The sequence below is a fragment of the Paraburkholderia sp. GAS82 genome, from assembly GCF_050436285.1.
Lineage (GTDB): Bacteria > Pseudomonadota > Gammaproteobacteria > Burkholderiales > Burkholderiaceae > Paraburkholderia > Paraburkholderia phenazinium_B.
Genome location: NZ_JBNDLX010000001.1, coordinates 639,099 through 659,324, shown reverse-complemented (window position 1 = coordinate 659,324; position 20,226 = coordinate 639,099). Strand labels below are relative to the sequence as shown.

At 59.2% G+C, this 20,226-nt stretch carries 18 protein-coding genes; 11 read left to right on the top strand and 7 right to left on the bottom strand.

Annotated elements, in window-relative coordinates:
* Window position 1 precedes the first annotated feature (1 nt).
* Complete coding sequence (locus P3T17_RS02895; RefSeq protein ID WP_429404605.1) at window positions 2-355, top strand: hypothetical protein; 354 nt, start codon at window positions 2-4, stop codon at window positions 353-355.
* A 56-nt stretch (window positions 356-411) separates the two neighbouring features.
* A complete protein-coding gene (locus P3T17_RS02890; protein WP_429404603.1) occupies window positions 412-1,287 on the top strand; it encodes an HNH endonuclease in 876 nt (291 codons plus the stop codon).
* A gap of 285 nt (window positions 1,288-1,572) precedes the next feature.
* Here the strand turns inward: P3T17_RS02890 and P3T17_RS02885 are convergent, their stop codons facing one another.
* Both P3T17_RS02885 and P3T17_RS02880 read right to left on the bottom strand, forming a co-directional pair.
* On the bottom strand, window positions 1,573-2,601 hold the full coding sequence (locus P3T17_RS02885) for a helix-turn-helix domain-containing protein (protein ID WP_429404601.1): 1,029 nt from the start codon (window positions 2,599-2,601) through the stop codon (window positions 1,573-1,575).
* A 334-nt stretch (window positions 2,602-2,935) separates the two neighbouring features.
* Complete coding sequence (locus P3T17_RS02880) at window positions 2,936-3,364, bottom strand: helix-turn-helix domain-containing protein (RefSeq protein ID WP_429404599.1); 429 nt, start codon at window positions 3,362-3,364, stop codon at window positions 2,936-2,938.
* A 165-nt stretch (window positions 3,365-3,529) separates the two neighbouring features.
* Here P3T17_RS02880 and P3T17_RS02875 point away from each other — a divergent pair, with 165 nt between their 5' ends.
* The 4 genes from P3T17_RS02875 to P3T17_RS02860 are packed head-to-tail and all read left to right on the top strand — an operon-like array spanning window position 3,530 to window position 6,755.
* Window positions 3,530-4,594 carry a CAP domain-containing protein gene (locus tag P3T17_RS02875; protein WP_429404597.1) on the top strand — a complete coding sequence of 355 codons (1,065 nt, stop codon included), beginning with the start codon at window positions 3,530-3,532 and terminating at the stop codon, window positions 4,592-4,594.
* 16 nt (window positions 4,595-4,610) lie between these two features.
* Window positions 4,611-5,288, top strand: a complete 678-nt coding sequence (locus P3T17_RS02870) for a hypothetical protein (protein ID WP_429404595.1) — start codon at window positions 4,611-4,613, stop codon at window positions 5,286-5,288.
* Window positions 5,289-5,336: 48 nt separating this feature from the next.
* The gene (locus P3T17_RS02865; protein WP_429404594.1) at window positions 5,337-6,317 is read left to right on the top strand and encodes a hypothetical protein; all 981 of its coding nucleotides are present in this window, start codon (window positions 5,337-5,339) and stop codon (window positions 6,315-6,317) included.
* Between the two features lie 48 nt (window positions 6,318-6,365).
* A complete protein-coding gene (locus P3T17_RS02860) occupies window positions 6,366-6,755 on the top strand; it encodes a hypothetical protein (protein WP_429404592.1) in 390 nt (129 codons plus the stop codon).
* A 58-nt stretch (window positions 6,756-6,813) separates the two neighbouring features.
* Here P3T17_RS02860 and P3T17_RS02855 read toward each other — a convergent pair whose 3' ends face one another.
* Window positions 6,814-7,179 (bottom strand): hypothetical protein, encoded by a 366-nt coding sequence (locus P3T17_RS02855; RefSeq protein ID WP_429404590.1) that lies wholly within the window; start codon window positions 7,177-7,179, stop codon window positions 6,814-6,816.
* Window positions 7,180-7,235: 56 nt separating this feature from the next.
* Window positions 7,236-8,597, bottom strand: a complete 1,362-nt coding sequence (locus P3T17_RS02850) for a type IV secretion system DNA-binding domain-containing protein (protein ID WP_429404588.1) — start codon at window positions 8,595-8,597, stop codon at window positions 7,236-7,238.
* Between the two features lie 861 nt (window positions 8,598-9,458).
* Between P3T17_RS02850 and P3T17_RS02845 the strand changes: the two genes are divergently transcribed.
* Complete coding sequence (locus P3T17_RS02845) at window positions 9,459-10,190, top strand: hypothetical protein (protein WP_429404587.1); 732 nt, start codon at window positions 9,459-9,461, stop codon at window positions 10,188-10,190.
* A gap of 80 nt (window positions 10,191-10,270) precedes the next feature.
* Here the strand turns inward: P3T17_RS02845 and P3T17_RS02840 are convergent, their stop codons facing one another.
* Entirely contained in the window at window positions 10,271-11,347 is a 1,077-nt protein-coding gene (locus P3T17_RS02840; RefSeq protein ID WP_429404585.1) for a site-specific integrase, read from the bottom strand.
* A gap of 559 nt (window positions 11,348-11,906) precedes the next feature.
* Here P3T17_RS02840 and P3T17_RS02835 point away from each other — a divergent pair.
* The 4 genes from P3T17_RS02835 (at window position 11,907) to P3T17_RS02820 (ending at window position 16,727) form a co-directional block, all read left to right on the top strand.
* Window positions 11,907-12,368, top strand: coding sequence for a helix-turn-helix transcriptional regulator (locus tag P3T17_RS02835; RefSeq protein WP_429404584.1), 462 nt, complete (start codon window positions 11,907-11,909; stop codon window positions 12,366-12,368).
* 86 nt (window positions 12,369-12,454) lie between these two features.
* The gene (locus tag P3T17_RS02830; RefSeq protein WP_429404582.1) at window positions 12,455-12,766 is read left to right on the top strand and encodes a hypothetical protein; all 312 of its coding nucleotides are present in this window, start codon (window positions 12,455-12,457) and stop codon (window positions 12,764-12,766) included.
* A gap of 14 nt (window positions 12,767-12,780) precedes the next feature.
* The gene (mobF, locus tag P3T17_RS02825) at window positions 12,781-15,822 is read left to right on the top strand and encodes a MobF family relaxase (protein ID WP_429404581.1); all 3,042 of its coding nucleotides are present in this window, start codon (window positions 12,781-12,783) and stop codon (window positions 15,820-15,822) included.
* A gap of 221 nt (window positions 15,823-16,043) precedes the next feature.
* Complete coding sequence (locus P3T17_RS02820) at window positions 16,044-16,727, top strand: hypothetical protein (protein ID WP_429404579.1); 684 nt, start codon at window positions 16,044-16,046, stop codon at window positions 16,725-16,727.
* A gap of 274 nt (window positions 16,728-17,001) precedes the next feature.
* On the opposite strand, the gene P3T17_RS02815 is transcribed toward P3T17_RS02820, so the two are convergent.
* On the bottom strand, window positions 17,002-17,823 hold the full coding sequence (locus tag P3T17_RS02815; protein ID WP_429404578.1) for an ankyrin repeat domain-containing protein: 822 nt from the start codon (window positions 17,821-17,823) through the stop codon (window positions 17,002-17,004).
* Window positions 17,824-18,000: 177 nt separating this feature from the next.
* Complete coding sequence (locus P3T17_RS02810) at window positions 18,001-20,055, bottom strand: AAA family ATPase (RefSeq protein WP_429404576.1); 2,055 nt, start codon at window positions 20,053-20,055, stop codon at window positions 18,001-18,003.
* Window positions 20,056-20,226 lie beyond the last annotated feature (171 nt).

Genomic DNA, 20,226 nt, shown 5'->3' with positions numbered 1-20,226 from the left:
CATGAAAAAACGAGCCACAGTTGCGTTATCGGTCGTCGCTGCGGCGCTTTCGGCCATGGGACTGGCGTTTATTGGCGCAACGCTGACGCGGACTCGCAGTTTGGATCAGTTGCGCCACCTTCTGAGCTACGACTATATGAGCTTCGTGGACAGCCAGGCGGATGGCGCGATTGGCGCCGTTGCGAGCGACTTTTTCATTGGAGTGGGCTTGCTGCTCGTCGGCAGCGTCCTCTTCGCAAAAGTCGAGAAAACAAGCCGGGGCGCGACGATTCTCGCCGCGCTTCTCTACACCTTGGTGGCGATTTCTCTTGTTTATGCCTGCTTGAATCTCCGTGTTAGCGCCAAGCCCTATTGACGTTGAGGACTTGTTGAAGAAGCGCCGCCGGCCCACCTCACGTAACGGATGTGCGCATGAGCCTAAGCATTAGCTCCTTTTTCGCAAACACGCTGCAAGCGCCCCTTCGGAACATTCGTTGGTCATGGGGTGCGCACAACCCCGACACCGGCGTGGTCGCCCTCCGCTTGTGGCGCGACCGGATTCGCGAGCGCGAAGGCGACATCGAGGTTTTTCGCGAAAGGCGCTCGGACGACTTGGGACAAAAAGAGCGCGTGCGTCATCTCGAAATCATCGAACACGGAGCGCGAGCATTCGGCGTCATCTGCGATCGCGATCAGGCATCCACCGGGACTGAACCCACGTCGATTGCGTTCTTCGACCGGGAGTCCCTCTTGGCGTTGGGGCCAATCTCCAAGGGCGAGGATGGCGTTTGGCACATGAAAGTCTTGGGGACGGTGGCAGTCCCCGATTATCTGGCTTCTCTGCCCTCGGCGCATAGCGAACAGACGGACATCGAGCGCATCGAGAACGACCCTGAGCTCAGCCGAACGGAGAAGTCCGCGCTGACCAAAGCGCGTCTCGGCCAAGGGGCTTACAAGGCCGCGATGATGGAGCTTTGGGGCAATCGCTGCGCGGTTACCGGTTGCGCGGTGCAAGAGGCATTGCGAGCCTCGCACGCGAAGCCTTGGCGGCTCAGCGACAACACCGAGCGCCTTCATCCACACAACGGCCTGCCGCTTGTCGCCACACTTGACGCCCTGTTCGACGCCGGGCTCATCGCCTTCGAAGAGTCGGGCGAAATGATCGTCTCTCGGCACGTCGATGCAGAGCATCGCCGCTTGCTGTCGCTACCCATGCCCCTTCGCAAGCCGCCGGCAGGGAAGCAACGGTTCTTTCTCAAATGGCACCGAGAAAACATCTTCGATCGCCGCGACCGCATGCCAACGTGAGCAAATCGGCAGGCCAAAGGCGATGTAAATGGCGTCTGCTCGCCCGCGGAATGCGCAGAACGCTCCTCGGGCAGACGGGGCGTTTCTTCCCGCGATGCCTGTAGTCGATTGTGAATCGCAATGCCGGATACAGATGGCGAGCAAAGGGCCGAAGGTCATGCGCGCGAACCCTCAAGTCGTCGCTAAGCGGTCGCTAGAGCCTGAGCGGACGCGGCGCCCGGCCTTTTGTCCACGGCTTAACCGGCGCTGCGCCACGCGCCGATGGCCGCGCCCCGTCGTTTCCATTCAGCCTCGCAGATTTCGAACCGCCGCCTCATATTTCGCCGCCAACGCCTCGGGCGAATCCTCTTTCGGTGGCGCGCTTGGCGCCCCGGCGTCGCCCCGCGCTTCGCTCGGGGAGCATCCAAATCGCTCGCGGAACGCGCGGTTGAAGGTCGACTCGCTCGAAAAACCCACGGCGTAGGCAATTTCTCCAATTCGCTCCCGAGCCCGCCTTGGGTCGACCAGTCTCCGCATCGCTTCGTCGAGCCTCTTCCCGCGAATCAGCCGAGCCACTCCGCCAGCCTCGCTGAACAATCCGTAGAGAACTGTTCGGGACACTTTGAGCGCCTCGCAGAGCGAATCGGCGTCGAGGCCCGGGTCAAGCAACCGCCGCTCAATGTGTGAAAGCGCATGCGCCCGCAGCATGGGCGCAAGGCGCGGATCGTCTTTGCCCGAGTCCATCTTCGCCTGCGGCAACAAGCACGCCGCCAGCAAGCCCAAGGTGGCCTCCGCCGCAATTTTCGACTGCTCGACGCTCATGTCGGTCAGAACGCCAGCGAGGGTAACGATGTGCGAAGAGACAAGCGCGCCAACCGGATCTCCAGTCGCGAAGGTGGCCCCGTGCAAGCGAGCGCCCTCCGGCAAGAGTCGGTCAAGCGCGGCGCGCGGGACACTGAGCGTCAGCATCGGGGCATCCTTTGCGAACCCGATGTTTTCCACCGACATGTCGCGCACCGACACTGAATTGAGTGGAACGCGATGTTGTCCATCCTCTGATTCGGAAGTGAGCTGCCCAGCAAGAAGGCAGTGAATGAGATATTGATCAACGCCCGATGTCGCGATGCGCCGGCGCGTCCTTTGAAACTGAACCTCGTCGCGCGTGTAGTGCTTTGTCAGAAGCATTGCCCCGCCAAGATCCCATGTTTCCAACTTAGCGTTGAATTCGCTGTTTGATCGCTCCAATTCATACATTGGGCGCAACGCTTCCCGCCACAACTCTTCGGCGTCGCGGCGATTCATTTGAGCGCTGTCAAATCTCAACGGCTTCGGCATTTCCCCGGTCCCTCTCACTTTTTTCCGCATGTTAATCGCGAATCGGGTCTTTCAGATTAATTCAAGGGGCAAAAATGCGGCGTCGGACAAAATGGTTGAAAAACGCGGACGGAATGAGCGGCGGCGAAAATCGCCTTGCCGGATGATTCGCCTGTGCCGAGCGAACAATCGGCGCAAAAAAATTAGAGTCAAACCGGGGCTGCGATGACAATAGAAGGACATCTCATAACAGACAGACAGTTGGCGCACTGTGTCAACGAACCTGTTGAGAGCAGACGGGAGGGCGATGGATCAGGACGATTTGCGCGCTGTCGAGCTATAAGCCGTTTAGCGGCTAAAGCTTGCGGCGTTTCGCTTTCCCTTCTGGCATCGGAACGGCCTTCTCAAGCGCCTCGCGCTCACGCAGGATCGCGCGTTCCCTGGCCATCGACGCGATGTCGGCCACGATCCGCAGAATCACGCGCCGGTCCTCCAAGGAAAGGCCAGACAAGGCCTCGGCGATTTCAGCGGCGTCCTCGATCGGCTTCCCGCGATATTCGCCAAACAGAGCGCTCACGGGACATCTGAACAGATCTGCAAATTGCGCCAGGCGGTTGAGGGTCGGCGAAATGACTCCGTTCTCGATGCGTGAAACGGTTTCCTTCTCAAGCCCGAGCGAGTCCGCCACGCGTATTTGCGTGAACCCTGCTTGCTTTCTGTGAAAAGCGATCGCCGCGCCCACCCGCTTTGCCAGCGCATCGCCACCGCTGGGGGCGGACTTCATGTCGTCTCCTAGCGTCAGCAAAAAACGACGCGAAACGTCATTTTCGGATGCTGCGACGCCTTCAAATTGACGTCTAGAGTTATTATGAGAACGCAATACATCAACATATGTGCCAACAACATCGGCGCGAGCCAGTGCCATCGCGCCGACGCACCGGGGGAAACCATGAAATACAAGGGAAAAGCAACAACGCTCGCAATCTCGTCCATCGCTCTCGCGGCGCTGTCGGCCTGCGGGGGTGGAGGGGGAAGCGGCTCGAGTTCGACCGCGCAGTCCGGCGCGACGGCGACGACGCAGCCAATTTCTCTGCTCGCCGCCACAGGGACGGCAGCGGGCACGTTCACAGCGACCGGCGACGTTATCGCGGATTCGTTGGCTTTCGCCAACAACAAGCGTGCGCAACTCGGCTTGTCCGCGCTCAAAGAAGTCTCTGCGGTGGACACTGCGGCTGCGAACCATGCGGCCTATATGTATGACAATCAGTATGTCGGCCACTACGAAACGGCGGGCCTGCCGGGCTACACGGGCTACGCTCCGTCGGATCGCGTCGCGGCAGCGGGATACACGACAAACTCGGTCGGCGAAATCGCTGCCGGCATAGGCGGGGCGTTCACGTCCTCAACCGAAGCCATAAGCGCGCTGTTCGACGCGCCGTTTCACCGCGCGATTTTCCTGTTCGACACAACCGGCGTCGGCTTCGGCCAAGGACCGACGAACACGGACACGGCGAAGTTTTCGACGCTCGTGGGCGACTTCGTCGACTATGTGCAGCAAACGCCGGATTACAAGCTTGTGGCCTATCCGTATGACGGGCAAACAGGCGTCAGCCCCTCGTGGGTCGCAAACGAGTCGCCCAATCCCTTCGCCGCAGCGCCGCAATATGAAGGGCAGACCGTCGGCTACCCGGTGACGCTGAGCGCGGCTGGCAACGGCGCGTTCTCGAACATCAGCTTCATGATCACCGACGCGTCGGGCAACTCAGTGTCGTGCGAAGAGACGGACAACTCGAACAATTCCGAAGCGACTCGCCTTGCTATGTGCGTGCCGTTCTCGCCGCTCACCGCAAACGCGACCTACAAGGTCACCGTGACGGGCTCGCTGACAAACACGTCCATCCCGACGGCCCAAGCATTCTCCGTGTCGTGGTCGTTCACAACAGGAACTGCGGCCGTGCAAGCGCGCCAGCTTCCGTCTGGATCAGGTTTGAAGCTTCCATTGATTCTTAACTAAACGACGCGAGGCCAGCATGCCAATCACTGCCCTCGCCGCGTCCGCCGCAATTGCCGCTTCGGCTGCGATTGGCGGGGCGTCCTTGCCGCCACCAGTCGCGGTTCCCCTGACCCAAGCCGAGGCGCCAGTGTTTCGTGTCGGCGAAGAATGGCAATTCGCCTACACAAACGACCTCGATTCGTCAAAGAACAAGACTTACGTGCAGCGCGTCGCAAGCGTCAGCCCCGAAGGCGTGCGCCTCGCCATCCCGTCCTCTGGCGGCCCGCGGTTCGTCGATCTGGACCGCAACGGCAACTTCGTTCGATCTGCTGTCGAGAGCTTTACGCCCAGCGCCGAGACGCTGCGCTTTCCTCTGTTTGTCGGCAAAAGCTGGAACGCGGAATACACATACACGTCGGGAGATTGGACTTCCCATTGCGATCGCGAATCGAAAGTTGTGGCGGTCGAACGCGTCAGCACGCCAGCGGGGACATTCGACGCGTTCCGCGTCGAGAGCCGCACTGGATACAGCGGCGCCGCCGTATCGTCCGGGGCTGGGCGCTCTTATTCGGTGGACTGGTATGCGCCTGGGGTCGGGCGCATCGTCAAACAAGACTCCGAGGCCATGCCGAACAACCGAAATCTTGCTCGAACATCGGCGCATCTTGTCTTGATTCGGCACACGCCAGCACCGACGGATCAAAACGCGCAGTGACCAGCCGATTCTCCACTTACGAAACAAGCACATCCCATGAAACATCAAATGAAACCGATCGCCGCGTGCGCTCTCGTCGCCCTCTCATTTCTCGCCGCTTGCTCCAAGAAAGAGCCCGACGCAGTCTCGGCGGCGCCTGCCTCGGACAACTCCCGCGCCCCCGGACCGACAGACTGGAATCCAGCCGCGGGCAAAGCCGCGCTCGCCGCCGACAGCGGGTCAAAGCAAACCTATGTTTGCGTCTTCATCTATCCGGACGCATTGCAGCGAGGCACGAATGTTCGCGCCTCGGATCAGCCTGATCTCGGCATGAAGAAAGTTTCGATGAATGAAGAATCTGTCGAAGCGTCAAGCGCCGACAAGGCCCACTCGATCATGCTCGAAGCGACCAACCATTCGCTTCAAATCGGGCCTTGCACGGCAAGCCTAGCAAATGCCGCGGTTGACCCGTCGATTCCGCTCTCATCCTACGCCGTGATGCAAAGCGGCCTGCAAATAGGCTTGCTCTACTACGGCTTTCAAAAAGCCACTCTGCCGGTGGACGATCTCGCGCAAAGCTTCGACGCGGACTATCAATCGACGAGCGATTCGTTCAAGAAGCAAGACCTGGCCAAGAGCATCCAAGCTAAATATGAAGCGCAACAGCGACAAGAGCTTGCTTCGCCCTATTTCGTGATTAAGGCGGGGGCGTCGCTCGGGCACTACGACGCGCAAAGCAAGACATTCCCGATTCTCAATCTCGGAGTGGACGGCAACTCGCGGTTGACGATGAACGACTCGCCCACGTATGGCGTCGTGCCGCGCGGAGACCGACGATTCGAAATCGTCGTCCCCGCGAGCGAAACTGAGGCTCGGGCGCTCGAAGCGAAGGTCGCGGCAACCGGCACCAACGCGTTGCCGATCAACGTCGACATCTACGTCAGAGCTGCGGACACCGTGTCATATGCTGCCCGCAAAGACATTGTGGCGAAAGTCGTCGCCGTGCATGTCGCCGACCAAAACGATTCGTCCATCGCCGACATTCATTGAGTTAAATCACCAACCGTTGCGCGACGGCGCATCAACACAGAGGTATTTATGGCAAATCCAAAACTCGCAAGCGTTGGCACTCAAGCTCAACGAGGTGCCGCTTTTTCGAAAGTCGCGCTGGTCGTGGCGTTTGTGATGCTCACGTCTATCCCAATTTTGGGCATGCTGTTCGGCATGGGATGCGTCCTTTGGCTCGGCATGGCAATTTTCGCGCGCAGCGCGCAACGCGGCATCGATTTTTTCTGGCTTTTTGTCGGCTCTGTCATCTGCTTTGGCGGCATGCTGATCCCGGCTTTCACCGATCACCTTCGCACGAGCTATGCGACCGATTGGTTCTGGGGAGTCGTTCTCAATGTGCTGGTGGGCTGGTTCATTCTCGGCGGGCGGCTGTGGCACTTGTTTCAAGCCGACTCAGCTCCAGGCCAAGCCGCATCCTGAAACTTAGCGGGCGATCGCGCCGACGGCATGATTGTCGGCACGATCATGCAATGGCCCGCTATTGTCGAAAACGCCCTTTCAACAACCACCGGAAGGCGTCACGCACCCGCTTGCCCCGCTCCCGCCAGCGCGCTTGCTTGCGCTTTTGCGCCGCTTCCCGCCAAAAGTCTGCTCCGTCGTCGTCAGAGCAGGCGGAAGACCCATAAGCGTCGTTCAGTCTCGCTTGCTCCTCTTGCTCGACGATATACGCGTCCTCGGCGACCTGACTTTCGTCGGAAACGTTTTCCCATTTTCGCAGGACTCCGCGAATTATCTGGGTTGGGTTCTTGGTCTTTGGCTCGTGGTTGTCCAACGGCGTCGTCAGCCGATTGGCCTCTTTGGCGACACCGTCATGCGGTTCGAGTTTTTCTTCGCGTTCTGTCATTTCCCCTCCTAGTTGGCGTCGGTGGCCCGAGTGCCGATTCGCGTTGCGGTGGCTTGTTAGCCGATTGATCCGTGCGGCTGCGCTTCCGCAGGGCCGACAACGGGAGCGCCGTTTGAGACAAACGGCGACATGTTTGGCGGACTCTGGGCGCCCAATGTCCACGGAGCAGGCTCATGGGCCGGACGCTTTATTGGAAGCTCGCAATAGGGCCAAACAAGCTCATACGCCTCGCCCCGCGTGAACAGAATCATTTTCACCCCTGTTCCGTCGCCCGTTTTGCCCAAGCGAGAGGCAAGCTCAGCCGGTTTATAAAGCGCTATGTCGTCTCGGCTGTATGACACACTGATGGTGCGATTTTCACCACGGCCTTGCGACACGGAAACGTTTCTCCGCTCAACCTCCCTGCTTCCGAAAGTTTTGCATATCGACTCAGCCGTTTCGCCCGGCATCAGTTCTCCGACAACCAGCGTGCCGCACATGGCAAGCAACGCGCGAATTGCCTTGTCTCCATAGAGCTCTTCGAGCTGGGCGAAGTCTTGGCATGCAATCACGCATCTAACCCCGCGGGATCGCCCCACTTCAAACAGTGGCCGAACGGGAAGCTTGCCGGCCTGCCCGAATTCATCCGCGACGAACCACAGCTTGCGATTCGAATCGTCGTCAGTCTCCACGCTGTTTATCCGCGCGGCGAACACCCCAACCATGCCCTCAACAAAACTCTTGGTGAGATCTGAATAAGCTCCATGTCCTTGGATCACCAGTTGTCGATGAGGCGACCGCCCCTCCGTCCATTCGATCATGCTGACTCGGCTTTCCTTGGGCGCATCGCCCCAAGCGCCCCAAGCCATCGCTAGATCGAAGATGGGAGAGCAAAAAGCCGACAAATTTATCAGCACGCCGGCGGTGGTGACCGACGCCGTTTCCACGGCGCGGATCGCTTCCGGATGGTGTCTTCGCATGATCGCGAGCAGCCCGCTCTGCGGCAACACAATGAGTTCCGCGAGTTCTCGCCAACCCCATTCAATTCCCCGCTCAGCTTTCAAGTGAGCAAGCAACCCAACGATCAGTTGCCGCGAGGCGTTGGACCACATCGGGTCATGGCTGTCTCGCACCATGGCGGCCGCGAAACGACGCATGTCCAGCAAATTCCGCAAGTCTTTGGCCAGATCCCAAGCCAGACTGCGAGCGTCCCACGGCGCAACTATCGACGGCTTTTCGAAGCCGGAAGTGAACTCGCCCTTCGGGTCGAAAAGAAGCAATTGTTCGTCCGCGTCGATGATTTTCTTAATCAATGGGCGCAGCATCGTGGATTTTCCCGCGCCGGTTCCACCCACCACAAGAGCGTGTCGTGTCCACATTGCGCTCGCAAACGGGACGCCAGGAGCTATCTCGTGGTCGGGGCGACCGAGTTTGGCCATCTTCGCGCGCAGCCGACGAACAGCCTTTCTTCCTTCATGCCGAGCGCTTCCTCGCAAGAACGTTAGCCCGTCTTTGCGCGTCAAAAATTTCGGGGCCAACAACACGAGAGGCACGCATGCGGCGCACGCCGCAGCGGCCGCTCTCCACACAATTTGCGTTCGTCCAGTTGATCCGATTGCGTGCCAGTATTCGGCATAAAGGCGCGCGTCTTGATCGAACGCCCCTCGGACAAAATGGCGCGTGGCCAGCTTCGCCCAATATCCCGCGTGCTGGGCCAAGGAGCCCGATGGAATGGGGAGCCATGGAAGCTGGCGCCAGAGCGCCCAAAGCGCGACGCATCCTGCCGCGCATCCGGCGATTGCCGCGGTCATCAACCAGCGCTTTGGGTCTCGCCTAGGAATGGACGGAGCAAACTCGCCTCCGGCTGTTCTCGTGCTGTGGTTCATGTGACCGCCCTCGAAACAAAGAGGTGCGGCCAAATAGATAAGGCTGGATGCGCGGGTGGCCGCCGTCGATCAGGCGAGGTCGGTCTGCGCGCCAAACGCAAGCGCAACCACGTTCGCGCGCTCTGTCGTTGCCCCGTAGCGAAGCAGTTTGGCGCATCGCGATTGACGCGCGCTGATCAACGCAAGCTATACGCCGGACATGGGCATGCCTCTTTGCGCAAGCGTGTTTTCGTATCTTCTCGTTGGGACAATAAACAAGCCGCCTCTTCTTCTCTTTCAAACCGGCTTCTTATTAACCGCGCGTCCGCTCGTTGCGTTTTTGCGCGCGGTTTCTTGCCTTTGCCGTATCGGGAAAACCCCAGCTCGTGCTAACAACAGGCGCGGCTGGCCCTTAGGCAAACAACAAGAGGCCTCATGTCATTTCATTTCTCCATCCACGAAACCGGCAAAGCGTTTGCCGCCCTTTCCCCAGACGAGCATGCCATCCTTGAAAATTACGCTGCCCAGCAAATAGGAGGGACGTCTTTCGCTGAACCCAAAGACCTTGTCCAGGAGACGATAACAAGAGCGTTGGAAGGAACACGGCGCTGGCCAAAGCATGTGCATTTCAGACTATTTATGTGTCTCACGATGAAATCTGTCGCGGAAGGCGACCGAAGCCGCAATGAAAACAAGTTCACCGTCCCTGTTTCAGCTGACGAGTTTGTCGATCGGCCTAGCCTGCTTCAACAGGAAACATACTCAATCGAAGATCGTTTGATCGCTTACGAACGACTCTGGCAAGCGTCGCGCGCTGTGGAGTTGGCGCGAGCGGCGTTGCGCGTCGACGAACACGCGCAACGCGCGATTGACGCGCTGATTGTGGGGTTCGCGCCGCGAGAAGCGCGCGCCGCTTTCCTGATGGACGAGTCCGAATTCGATGCGGCGCGGCATCGCGCGGCCCGTCGACTTCGAGAAGCGGGAAAAGCGGTGGAAGTCGGACAAGAAAATCTCCGCTTCTTGAAATTCGACTCGACCGTCCGCAAAATGCGCCGCGGCGACTTAGACGCATGGAGGCAAGCTAGCAATATTGAGCGAGAGCATGATTCGGCGCGGAGTGGGTCTGACGCGGTGGCCACGCCGCCGATCGCGAAGCCGAGCGTCTAGATTACGCCGCCTCACGGAAAGAGCACGCCGATGGGCGTGCTCTTTTGCGTTTAAAATCCGAGAAGGTCGATGGCACAGACTCAATCGACCAACTCGGCCAGTTCGCCGCCGCGCAAATTCGCATAGCGATTGAGCATGTCGAGCGAGCTGTGGCCGACCGCCCTCATGACATGATAGGGAGTCATCCTTGCTTGTCCGAGCATCATTCTGCTGATGCCCTCGTGCCTCAGGTCGTGGAAGCGAAACCCTTCGATGCCGGCTGCTTCAATATGCGCGGCAAAGTTGTTCGAAACCCATGCCGGGGAGTCAAAAAAATGAAAGACCCTTGGCGACGCCGCATCTCGCAACTCGGTTAGCTCCCGCAAAATTAGCCGAGCCTCTTTCCCGAGCGGGACCGTGCGCGTTTTCTTGCACTTGGTGTGAAAAGCCGGAATCGTCCACCACGCTCGGTCGCCTTGAAACGTGAACTCCTTCCATTCGGCGAAAATCAGTTCTTGCAGTCGGGCTGCGGTCTCTATCGCCAAACGGACCAGCAACGACCAAAATTGATTCGCCGGCGCTGGCAGAGATTCAAGCCACTGAAAAAGAAGCCGCTCTTCTTGTTGCTCCAAGCGACGGTCACGAGGCTGGTCAGCCTCCGGTGGGACCAAGTGGCCATGAGTTGGAAACGGTGGAGGCGTCAGGTCCAAGCTCTGAGCACGCCAACGCACGGCCAGAGATATCAAAATCAATTGGGACGAAATCGAGTTGTATGAGAAGGGGCGACCTTGCCTGCTGAGCGTTGTTCTCATTTGGTCGACATAAGATTCGACCCAAGAGTGGCAAATGCTTGCCACGGTGTCTCCCCCGACATGGCGGAGAACAGTCGGCGCGACGCCTCGGTGCCTAAGCCGTGCTCGTTTGCTTTTCATGAACGCTTGGACAATTTGAGCCAAGGTCTCGTCTCGAAACTCTTTCTCTATTTCTTCGGGGCTTTTTGGCAATCGAGTAGGCGCCGGCAACTGAGCCAGTAGCTCCTTCTCGACTTCCTCGCCATACTTTTCAGCCGACGCCTGGTCGCTGAACGTCCGGCTTATGCTTTTCGCTCCGACGACTCGGATTGTCGCCTGATAATTTGTTTCCCCATTCTTTTTCTCGCGCTTCGAAATGCTGATCATGATCTCCCTCCTGCCAGGTTGAGATGCCACAAGCCACGGTGCGGCTTCTGTGGATTTTTGGATGCTCAAAAGGTCGCGCTGCAAAAAGCCAGCAAAGAGAAATTGCAGCGCTTCCGATCAAGACGCGCTCCTTATCGCCAAAAAGATCTTTTCTGGCAAGCGGTTGAAATCAATTAATAAGGATTGCTTTTTTATATTTGATCGCTGGCGGCCGGCGAACTTTACGTAGAATCTACGAGAAAATTCGTGTATTTTTCATTTTATGAAGGCAAACAGAAAGACAACAAGCCGACCGTCTTGCAATTGGAGCGGTGATAGTCGCTGCTGCAATCGGTATTGCAGCGCGAGTCGCCGGAAAATTCACGACGAGCGGTCGTCTTTTTGTTGGAAAATGGCGGAAGCGACGCTCTATCGCGCTTCGTCATTCAACTCTGGTTGGCGCAGCCACCGCTGATTCGCGAAACCATTCGTCGCAAAATCAAATGCGCGCCGTCGGGCTCGAAGAACTAGCCGCACCGGTCTCTCCCCGGGTTCGCCGGGACAATTCGAGGAAGACTGGATGCAAACCAACGGCAACCCACCAACCAACACGGACCAATCCCCGCTTGACGGAGCTCGAGCCGCTGTGAGAGCTGAACTCGCGCGGCATGGAATCGATGCGATGTTCGTGCGCGTGCGCGATCTCTCACGGCTTCTCGGCTTGCCGCAATCAACCATTTACGCGGCGATTCGGCAGGGCCGGTTCTTCCTGCCCCATCGTCTGATGCTCGCTTCACCTGTCGTGCACATTGACGATCTGGCGGACTGGATCTGCGGCAATCCAACGTCCTTCGGAATGAGCGCTGCCGCAGACAAACCGCTAACCCCGAGCCCCAACGACAAAGGCGCGATCACAACTCTCGCGTCGGCAGATTTGGTGCCAAACCGCCAGCGCGTCCAGGCCACGGTGCCGGATGAGGTTGCTGACCGCATCGCCGAAGCTGCGATGGCAAAAATCAAAGCCCGATCGCCGCGCGCGTGAGTGAAGAAAGACCGCTCGGCGACCGTTTTTCGCCGCGACGTCCGAATGGCCCTTCGCCGCCGCATACGTGGCGGAGGGCATTTCTTATGAACACAGCATCCAGCCTCGCGGCGCGCCGAGAGCGCAAAAGAAGGCAGAATCGAGCGAACTACTATGCGAGCAAAAGCCGCGACACTCATGTCCTGTTAAGACTCGGCAAATCTGAAACGATTGAACTCGACGCGCTTTGCGCGGCGCTTGGCATGAGCCGATCGGCTTTGCTGCGAATCTGCTTGCCTCCTCTGCTCGGGGCCGTCTCTTCGCAATTCACAAGCGGCGCCGTCGCATCCCGCGATCTACTGGAAGCCATTCACAAAATCCTGCCGCCCTCCGATGCGGCTGACCCGAACGCGGCTTGACGGAGGCGCGAACGATGCTATCAATAACAAAGATCAATTCAGCCAAAAACCAAGCGCAGAAATTCGGTGGCGGCGACAACGGATACGCTTTCTATCTGGGAGCTCCGTCGAATCGACAACGCGGGGATTTTGACGACTATGCCCGCGGGCGTGAAGGCGACCTTGGCCCCCTGCCATTCTGGGCTGGCAATGCTCCCGCCCTCTTGGGTTTGGGGCCCCTCGCGGAAGCCCACCATGTCGAGCGGCTAGCCCGAGGATTTCATCCCATCACCGGCGAGCCCTTGTTGCGCGGAGCCGGCGACAACCATGTCATGGGGCTGGATCTGACTTTTTCAGCGCCCAAAGACGTTTCCGCGATCTTCGCTGGCGCGGATCCCGAAACGCGAGACGCCCTGGTGGAATGCTTGCAGGAGTCCGCCCGCGCGGCGTTGGCCTACGCGGAATCCGCCATACTCACGCGCCACGGCCGCGGCGGCAAAATCAAGCAAGTCGCCGAAGCAACAGCGACCGCTTGCTACACCCATTTCTCGAACAGAAACTTGGAGCCTCAGCTTCATGTCCATTCGTTCGTCCTGAGCATCGGGAAGCGAGCGAACTCGGACGAATGGAGCGCGCTGGAACAGCGTTCGCTCTTCGACAGGAAGATGGCGGCGGGCGCGCTGTTTCGCGTCGAGCTCGCTTCTCGCATGCGGAGAATCGGCTTTGCCATTGAGGCGGATGGCCCCTACTTCAAAGTCCGAGGCATAACCGACGTCCAGCGCGACGCGCTCTCGTCGCGCAGCAAAGAAATCGCGAAAAAGGTCGCCAGCCTTGGGCCGCTCGGAGCAAACAAAAGCGCCGCGCGCGATGTCGCAGCGCTCAATTCTCGCGCGGAAAAATCCGAGCCGCCGCTGCCGGTTCTGCTGGGCCGCTTTGCACGGATGGCCGCGGAATTGGGCATTACCCCCGAAGCGGTCGCGCAGATGCGAGCGAAGGACCCGCAGCTTGCCGAAGAGCCAATCGCCGAGCTAGGCGAGTCAAAACCGGTCATCGACCATGGCGCGCTCCTGCGCGAACTCATGGCCTCGCAATCGTGCGCGACGCCCCAACAAGCGCTGGCGTTGATTTGCGAAAAGGCGATGGGGAAGCTGGGCGCCTCCGAGTGTTTGGCGGAATTGGACCGGCTCCTTGAATCCGAAAACGTGGTGCGCTTAGGGATGACGGAAACGCTGACGCCTGTCTTCACCTCGCGCGAGACGATCGACAAAGAGGCTGAGATTTCTCGCAAGGCACGCGACGGCAAGCTCGATCTCCGGCACCGGATCGAGCGCAGAATCGTCGACGATCGGTTCGACGAGCTGGAAGCGACCCTAAGCGCTCAGCTCGGCGTCGCGGTGTCGCTTGAACAACAGCGCGCAGCCGCCGTGCACGTCGCATGCGAGACCGGCTCGCACGCGTTTGTCGAGGGATGGGCGGGCGCAGGCAAGACAACCATGTTGCGGGCGCTTTCCCAGGCATATCAGGCCGCGGGATTCACCGTTGCCGGATGCTGCCAGTCCGCTGCCGCGTCGCAAAACCTTGCGCGTGAAACCAACGTTCCATCAAGAACCATCGCGAGTTTCCTTTTGGCTTGTCAGCAAGGCCGCGCGAAACTGACCGCAAAGTCGGTGGTCCTGCTGGACGAGGCAGGGCTTGTCGGAACAAAAGAGTTTTACTTGATCCAAGACGAAGTCGCCAAAGCCGGAGCCAAGCTGCTCTGCGTGGGCGACTCGAAGCAATTGCAGCCCATTGAAGGCGGGGGCATCTTTTCGTCTCTGATTCGAGAGCATGGCAAGGCCGAGATTTCCATCATCCAACGCCAACGCACCGACTTCGCGCCGCTTCTCAAATGGCTTGACGCTCGCGCGAAATCCAAGCCAAACGGTGGCATTTCCAGCGCGCAGGCGCAGGTGTTGCGCGCCATCCCCGAAGACGCGCGCATGCAAGCGATCCAAGGCCTATGCGCGATCGACACGAAGCTCGCCTGCGCATTCCATCGGTGGAGGGAACGTTTCGACCACGCGTGGATGCGCGAAGCCGTCGAATGTTTTGCGACGGGACAAGCCCTGCGAGCGTTGCGCCTAATGGATGAGCGGGGCCGGCTGCGGATATCCGTCGACCCGGCCGCCGCTATGGAAGCGACGATCGATTCGTGGGCGCAGGACAAAACCGCCCTAGCGTCCAAAACACTGATTGCGGGCACCCGCGCGGAAGTCGACGAGCTGAACCGATGCGCGCGGGACATCCTCGTCAACCGCGGCGAAGTCGGTTCGGGCGGAATCGATGTCGAGATCAGCCGCCGCGACGAGTCGACGGCCATCCGTCGTTTCGCGCCCGGCGATCGATTGCTGTTCACGCAGAACGACAATGCATTGGGCGTGGCCAATGGAATGACCGGGACTATCCAAGCGATCAAGAACACGGCGCGCGGCCCAGCCCTTCTGGTCGACCTCGACGACCCGAACAGCCGAGGCGAACAAACAGTCCTTGCGCCCGCCTCGTTCGCCCGATTTGATCACGCGCTTTGTTTGACGGCCAACAAGAGCCAAGGCCGAACATTCGATTCCGCCCACGTTCTAGCGGGATCGATGGCGGACCGCGAATGGACGTATGTCGCCGCCAGCCGCGCACGATTCGCCACGACGCTTCATGTGAGTTCGGGCGCTGCCGCAACTGACGATCTCGGTCTTATGGATCACCACGACTTCGCTGAAAAAGAGCCGACGCGCGAAGAAATTATCGAGAGCTGGGCATATCGAATGAGCCGAAGCCACGCAAAAGGCACGACGCTTGACTATGCCATGCCGCGAGCCGAGCCGTCGCAACCCATCGGGATCAAGCGAATGCCGCGCACCGAAAACGGAGCTTCGAGCCACGACCAGAGGCCAGGCGCTCACGCCAGCGACGCACCAACGATCGCCGAATTTCACTCGACAGCCGACGGTCTCGATCCCACGGTTGAGCGCGACCGCGCCGCGCTGACGTTGAGCCGAATTCGGAATCGCGCGCGGGAGCGAGCCAACACTATGACGCGTTGATCAGCCGCCGTGCCCCGCGAAAGGAGATCAAGGGGCCGCGTTGAGCAACGCATTGGGCTTGCTCGCGCGATGCGCAAGCGCGGCGAGCCCGACGCGCGAAATCTCTTCAATCGAGCGTTAAACACTGCGAGGCGTGCATGGGCACAACGACAAACACCGGCTCAGCATGGAGCCGCGAAATAGTCGGACTGCGGCTTTCGAAACGCCGAAAGGCCGACTTGATGGAAATCGCGGAGACGCTGCCCGATGGCGCGACTCCGGTCGACGCGATCGAGCGCGCAATATTGGCGGCCAAGGCAGAGATCGCCGATCAAGGGCTCGCCGACGAGCGGCGGGCCTCGCGCAACGCCTCAAGGATCGCGCAAATGGCGGACGACGTGGCCCGCCTCGAAAACAAAATCGCGCTGATATCAGCCGACATCGAATCGTCTTCGCGAGAAATCTTGGGGAGAATCCAGTCGCTTCGACAGCTGATATCAGACGCTGCGGGCCTCCCCGGCGACGACGACGCGCCTTTGGGCCGCAGCGCAAGCGACGCGTTGCCGCTGCGCGATTGGCTTGCGAGCGAGACGCGAAAGCGCGGCTTGGCCATCGCCCAATCGGTGGCCTTGTGGGCAACTTGGCGAGCTAAGATCCGCGTGAGCCCCGGCTTGGTGTCGCTCGATTTTGAATGCGAGATCAGCACGGTGGACGGGGCGAGGCCTTCGAATCTTGTGGCCGCGAGCCCCGCTCCATTGGCGAGATTGGATGTGGTCGACTCGCGCAGCCCGTTGGCGCGCGCAGATGAACTGCCCGGAATTTGGTTTTGGTGCGAGCCCAACGTCGGCGGAGCGTGGCGCGTTCGCGTCTTCGCCGCCAAGCAAGGTGGCGGCCTAGGCGAGCTTGTGGGCGAGCACCATAGTTGAGCCGGCGGCCCAATGTTGCGGGCTCAAAAAGCGCGCAACAAATGTGCAACCTTTAGGTGCGTCGGGTGTATAAGCAAAGAAAGAGATTGAAACGCACAACGAGTCAAGACATGGCGGCGCTCCCCGCCCGTCCTCTTCCTCGGCGTCTCGGAAAAAAAGGGATCTCGACGCATTGACATATCCGAGGTCTTCGCTCGCGAACCGCACGGCAGCGCTCGGAACAAGAATAACGACCAGCCAACGCAATCGAGATCGACTGGTTCATGGATATTGTTCAGAGTCTGCGAGGTCCTCTGCCTTTAGAAGATGCGGCTTGGCCGCTTGACGCTCGCCCTGCCTCCGCCGCTTTGCTGAGTTCAAAAAATTCGATTCGCGGTTTCATCATGTCCAGCGGCCTGAACGGCCGCCCGGAGACACCCAGCCGCCCAAATCTCTGTTCGTCCGCTTGAACTTGTTCTGCCAGTTCTCTCGCGCTCTTTCCCGCCACCGTTTCCGCGTTGATTTCTGTCTCGGACGCGTCGCGAAGAAGCAGGATCATCGCGTCTTCGTTGCGGTTCAGAATCGCGCGCATTAGCGCATTGCGGCCGTTCATATCTCGTTCCTCCCGATTCGCGTGCGGCAGCAGCGCCTGAAGAGCTGAAGATCCTTTAGCGGTTGCCGCCATCAACGGCGTCGTTCCATCGAGCAAGGCTTTGTTCACATCCGCGCGGGGGCGAAAAATTTCAACCAGCTCCGCATCGTCTGCCGACGCCGCCAATCGCAGCCCGTCGTCGGCTATCGAGGCGATGTCGCGCTTAAGGCTATGCCTCGCAAGGAACCTCGCCGTTAGCGGATTTTTGTTTTCAACCGCCGTGTGCAGCGCCGGCGGATTGGGAGCCGGCCGCCCGCTCGCAACGAATGACGCGAGCCAGTCCGAACACTCGAGCGCATTTGCCTTGGCCGCGTCGCAGAGCGCTTTGAGAGCCCACTCTTTGGCCGTGTCTTCCCCCGCCAACTGCTTTACGGTTATGAAAATTCGCCGAAGACGATTCACATCGTCGCGGCGATACATCGAATTGAGACTCCACTGCGTGTAAGTCGTTGTCACCCTTGCCATGTTGTGCCCCTGCGCGTTGGTTGTGGTCAGCCTGCATTGCCACTCAACGATCCACGTAGGTCGGCGGCGGCGCCCTGTGACATCTCAAAACTCAGGGCGCGCCGCTACCAGGGTAAACGCGGCGATTTTTTGCTTCTCAATAAAAAGCATGGATTGGCTTGACGGCACCCGACACCTTTATTTCTTTTCGAACAGCGCATTCAAGGTCTTGAAAAGTTTCTCGGAGCGGTCAAGAGCCGTCGCGATGTCGGCGTCTTCCGCATCAAGGAACTCGGGATGTCGAATAAGCCAGCCCGAAGGCGCGAAGTGATCAAACTCATCGACCTCGGCGGGCATGACACGGAACGCCGCTTCGGCCTGCTTGACCACGCGCTGAGTCTTTGTGTTAGCAGCCGCAAGCCTCTCGGCAGTCAGTTTGTTTTTGTCTTTCAGGCCATATGTCTCATTCAACAACTCGGCGTATTTTTCATGGGGGAACAAGTCCTCAACATCGCTCTCTTCCTGATCCGTGAAGTCGGCGATCGTGAACACCTGATCAGCTTCCAGCAATTGGTGCTTGCGCAGCTTCTCAATCTTCGCTTTCTCGCCGAGTGCCACGTCGCAAAGAACGGCCAAGTTCAAACGGTTCGCTCCGAACAGAGACGCAAAGGATGCGATCTTGTCGATCCCACCGCCAGGGCATAGCGTCCAACGAGGATCTAGACCCGTCCGCTTGCGCTGAGTCAGCGCAGACGACAATGCTTGCAGATACAGAATGTCCGACGGGCCTTCCACCAACAGCGTGTTCTTTCCCACAAACAGGCTTTGCGTCAAGTCATAACCCAAGGCGCCTTGAAGCGGGAACAAGGTGTCCTTGCTCACAAGCAAGACGTCGTCGCGAACCTTGGTGCCCTCGACCGTGGCCCGCCGGCGTTGATCGTATCTCACCACGTCTTCGACGATCAGCACGTCGGCAAGCCGGTCGCTGGGGACCATGAACGGCGAGTGTGTCGTGAAGATCACTTGATGGTCGGGCAGCAAGCGTTCTTCGATGTAGCGCAACAGATCAGCTTGCGCCCTCCCGTGCAACGTCAGGCCAGGCTCATCCAATAAAATGATCGCTTTGCCCGTTGTCTTCTTCAATTGTTTGAACTGGGCCAAGAATGAGAAAAACCAAACGAACCCTGCGCTGCGCTCAGACAGAGGCACGCTGGCGCGGTGATGCCGGTTCGTGATCCAGGCCTTGGCGACGTTGCCGGAATTCATGGGAGGCTCGTCGTCGGGAAGGCCGGCGGCAATGTCAATCTTGACCGCGAGCGCGTCGTTTTGCGTCCAATAATCAAATATCTCGTCCGATATTTTGTTCGATGCACCCTCGCACTTCGCTTTGAGCTCCTCAAGCTTCGTCGACGCAACCAACTCTTCGACGGAGGTTCCCGCATAAGCCAAAAAATCGATAAAAATCCTGTCAGACGGTTCAAGTTTGTTTGCTGCTTTGGCGGCGGCGAGCGCAGTGATCGACACCTCGCCAGACATCCGCTCGAAATGGGATGTCATAAAGAACGTGGGGACTCGCCCGGCTAAAATATCGATCGCAGCCAGAATGAAATCTTGCTCACGGATGGCTTGCAGCGCGGTGCTTAGCGCTTGCAGGCGGGGGGACTGTTGGGCTTGGGCCGCAATCGCCGCCGCTGCGCCTTTGGCGTTTTTCGCGTCCTTCAACACCTCTCGCTCGACCGCATCGAGTTCATGTTTGTCCATCAAAAAGGCCAGCGCTGCGACATGGTCGATCGGAACTCGCCATAGTTTGGTGGCGTGGCCGATCCCATGGGTTAGGCCAATCTCATGGCTGGTCAATGCGGCGTCGCCAAGCACGGCAGCGACTGCCGCGACATCATCCTTGTCCAAAGCCCATGCTGTGCTGACCACGCGCGAGCGCCCATCCGGGTGTCTCTCTTCGAAATCGCTGAGGAAGCGTCGGGGGTAGTCGCGAGTTTTGTCGAAGCTGAAATTGCCGTAAGGGTTCAGGCCGTAGATCGCCGTGAGCAGCGCGGTCTTCCCTGCCTCGTTCTTTCCGACGAGGCAGGTCATGTCGCCGACCTTGAATTCCTCACTGTCCTCAACCGACCGAAAATTCGTTACCTGCGCAGTTTTTAGTCTCATTGCTGGCCCCGCGTTATTGATTTTTGAGGGAGAGCGGGCCTCGGCGCCCGACGCAAAAACATAGCACAAGTCCGGCTCGTCCTCGCTCACGCAACGATCGGCAAATGCCGGTCGCTCCCGAAAGTCCTCACCATGGCGTCGCCGGCCGTGTTCAAGGAATCGCAACTACAGAGGCGAATCGCGCCATGTTGTGTCGCGCCGCCAGAGACACAAACCGCCATAACCGTTAATTCACGGCCCACCTTGATAAGGCCCCATAAA

Bases quoted from the DNA above. Each gene is read 5' to 3' on its own strand.
- P3T17_RS02895 (WP_429404605.1), top strand. From the start codon at position 2: ATGAAAAAACGAGCCACAGTTGCGTTATCGGTCGTCGCTGCGGCGCTT.
- P3T17_RS02890 (WP_429404603.1), top strand. From the start codon at position 412: ATGAGCCTAAGCATTAGCTCCTTTTTCGCAAACACGCTGCAAGCGCCC.
- P3T17_RS02885 (WP_429404601.1), bottom strand. From the start codon at position 2,601: ATGCCGAAGCCGTTGAGATTTGACAGCGCTCAAATGAATCGCCGCGAC.
- P3T17_RS02880 (WP_429404599.1), bottom strand. From the start codon at position 3,364: ATGAAGTCCGCCCCCAGCGGTGGCGATGCGCTGGCAAAGCGGGTGGGC.
- P3T17_RS02875 (WP_429404597.1), top strand. From the start codon at position 3,530: ATGAAATACAAGGGAAAAGCAACAACGCTCGCAATCTCGTCCATCGCT.
- P3T17_RS02870 (WP_429404595.1), top strand. From the start codon at position 4,611: ATGCCAATCACTGCCCTCGCCGCGTCCGCCGCAATTGCCGCTTCGGCT.
- P3T17_RS02865 (WP_429404594.1), top strand. From the start codon at position 5,337: ATGAAACCGATCGCCGCGTGCGCTCTCGTCGCCCTCTCATTTCTCGCC.
- P3T17_RS02860 (WP_429404592.1), top strand. From the start codon at position 6,366: ATGGCAAATCCAAAACTCGCAAGCGTTGGCACTCAAGCTCAACGAGGT.
- P3T17_RS02855 (WP_429404590.1), bottom strand. From the start codon at position 7,179: ATGACAGAACGCGAAGAAAAACTCGAACCGCATGACGGTGTCGCCAAA.
- P3T17_RS02850 (WP_429404588.1), bottom strand. From the start codon at position 8,597: ATGGCCAAACTCGGTCGCCCCGACCACGAGATAGCTCCTGGCGTCCCG.
- P3T17_RS02845 (WP_429404587.1), top strand. From the start codon at position 9,459: ATGTCATTTCATTTCTCCATCCACGAAACCGGCAAAGCGTTTGCCGCC.
- P3T17_RS02840 (WP_429404585.1), bottom strand. From the start codon at position 11,347: ATGATCAGCATTTCGAAGCGCGAGAAAAAGAATGGGGAAACAAATTAT.
- P3T17_RS02835 (WP_429404584.1), top strand. From the start codon at position 11,907: ATGCAAACCAACGGCAACCCACCAACCAACACGGACCAATCCCCGCTT.
- P3T17_RS02830 (WP_429404582.1), top strand. From the start codon at position 12,455: ATGAACACAGCATCCAGCCTCGCGGCGCGCCGAGAGCGCAAAAGAAGG.
- mobF (WP_429404581.1), top strand. From the start codon at position 12,781: ATGCTATCAATAACAAAGATCAATTCAGCCAAAAACCAAGCGCAGAAA.
- P3T17_RS02820 (WP_429404579.1), top strand. From the start codon at position 16,044: ATGGAAATCGCGGAGACGCTGCCCGATGGCGCGACTCCGGTCGACGCG.
- P3T17_RS02815 (WP_429404578.1), bottom strand. From the start codon at position 17,823: ATGGCAAGGGTGACAACGACTTACACGCAGTGGAGTCTCAATTCGATG.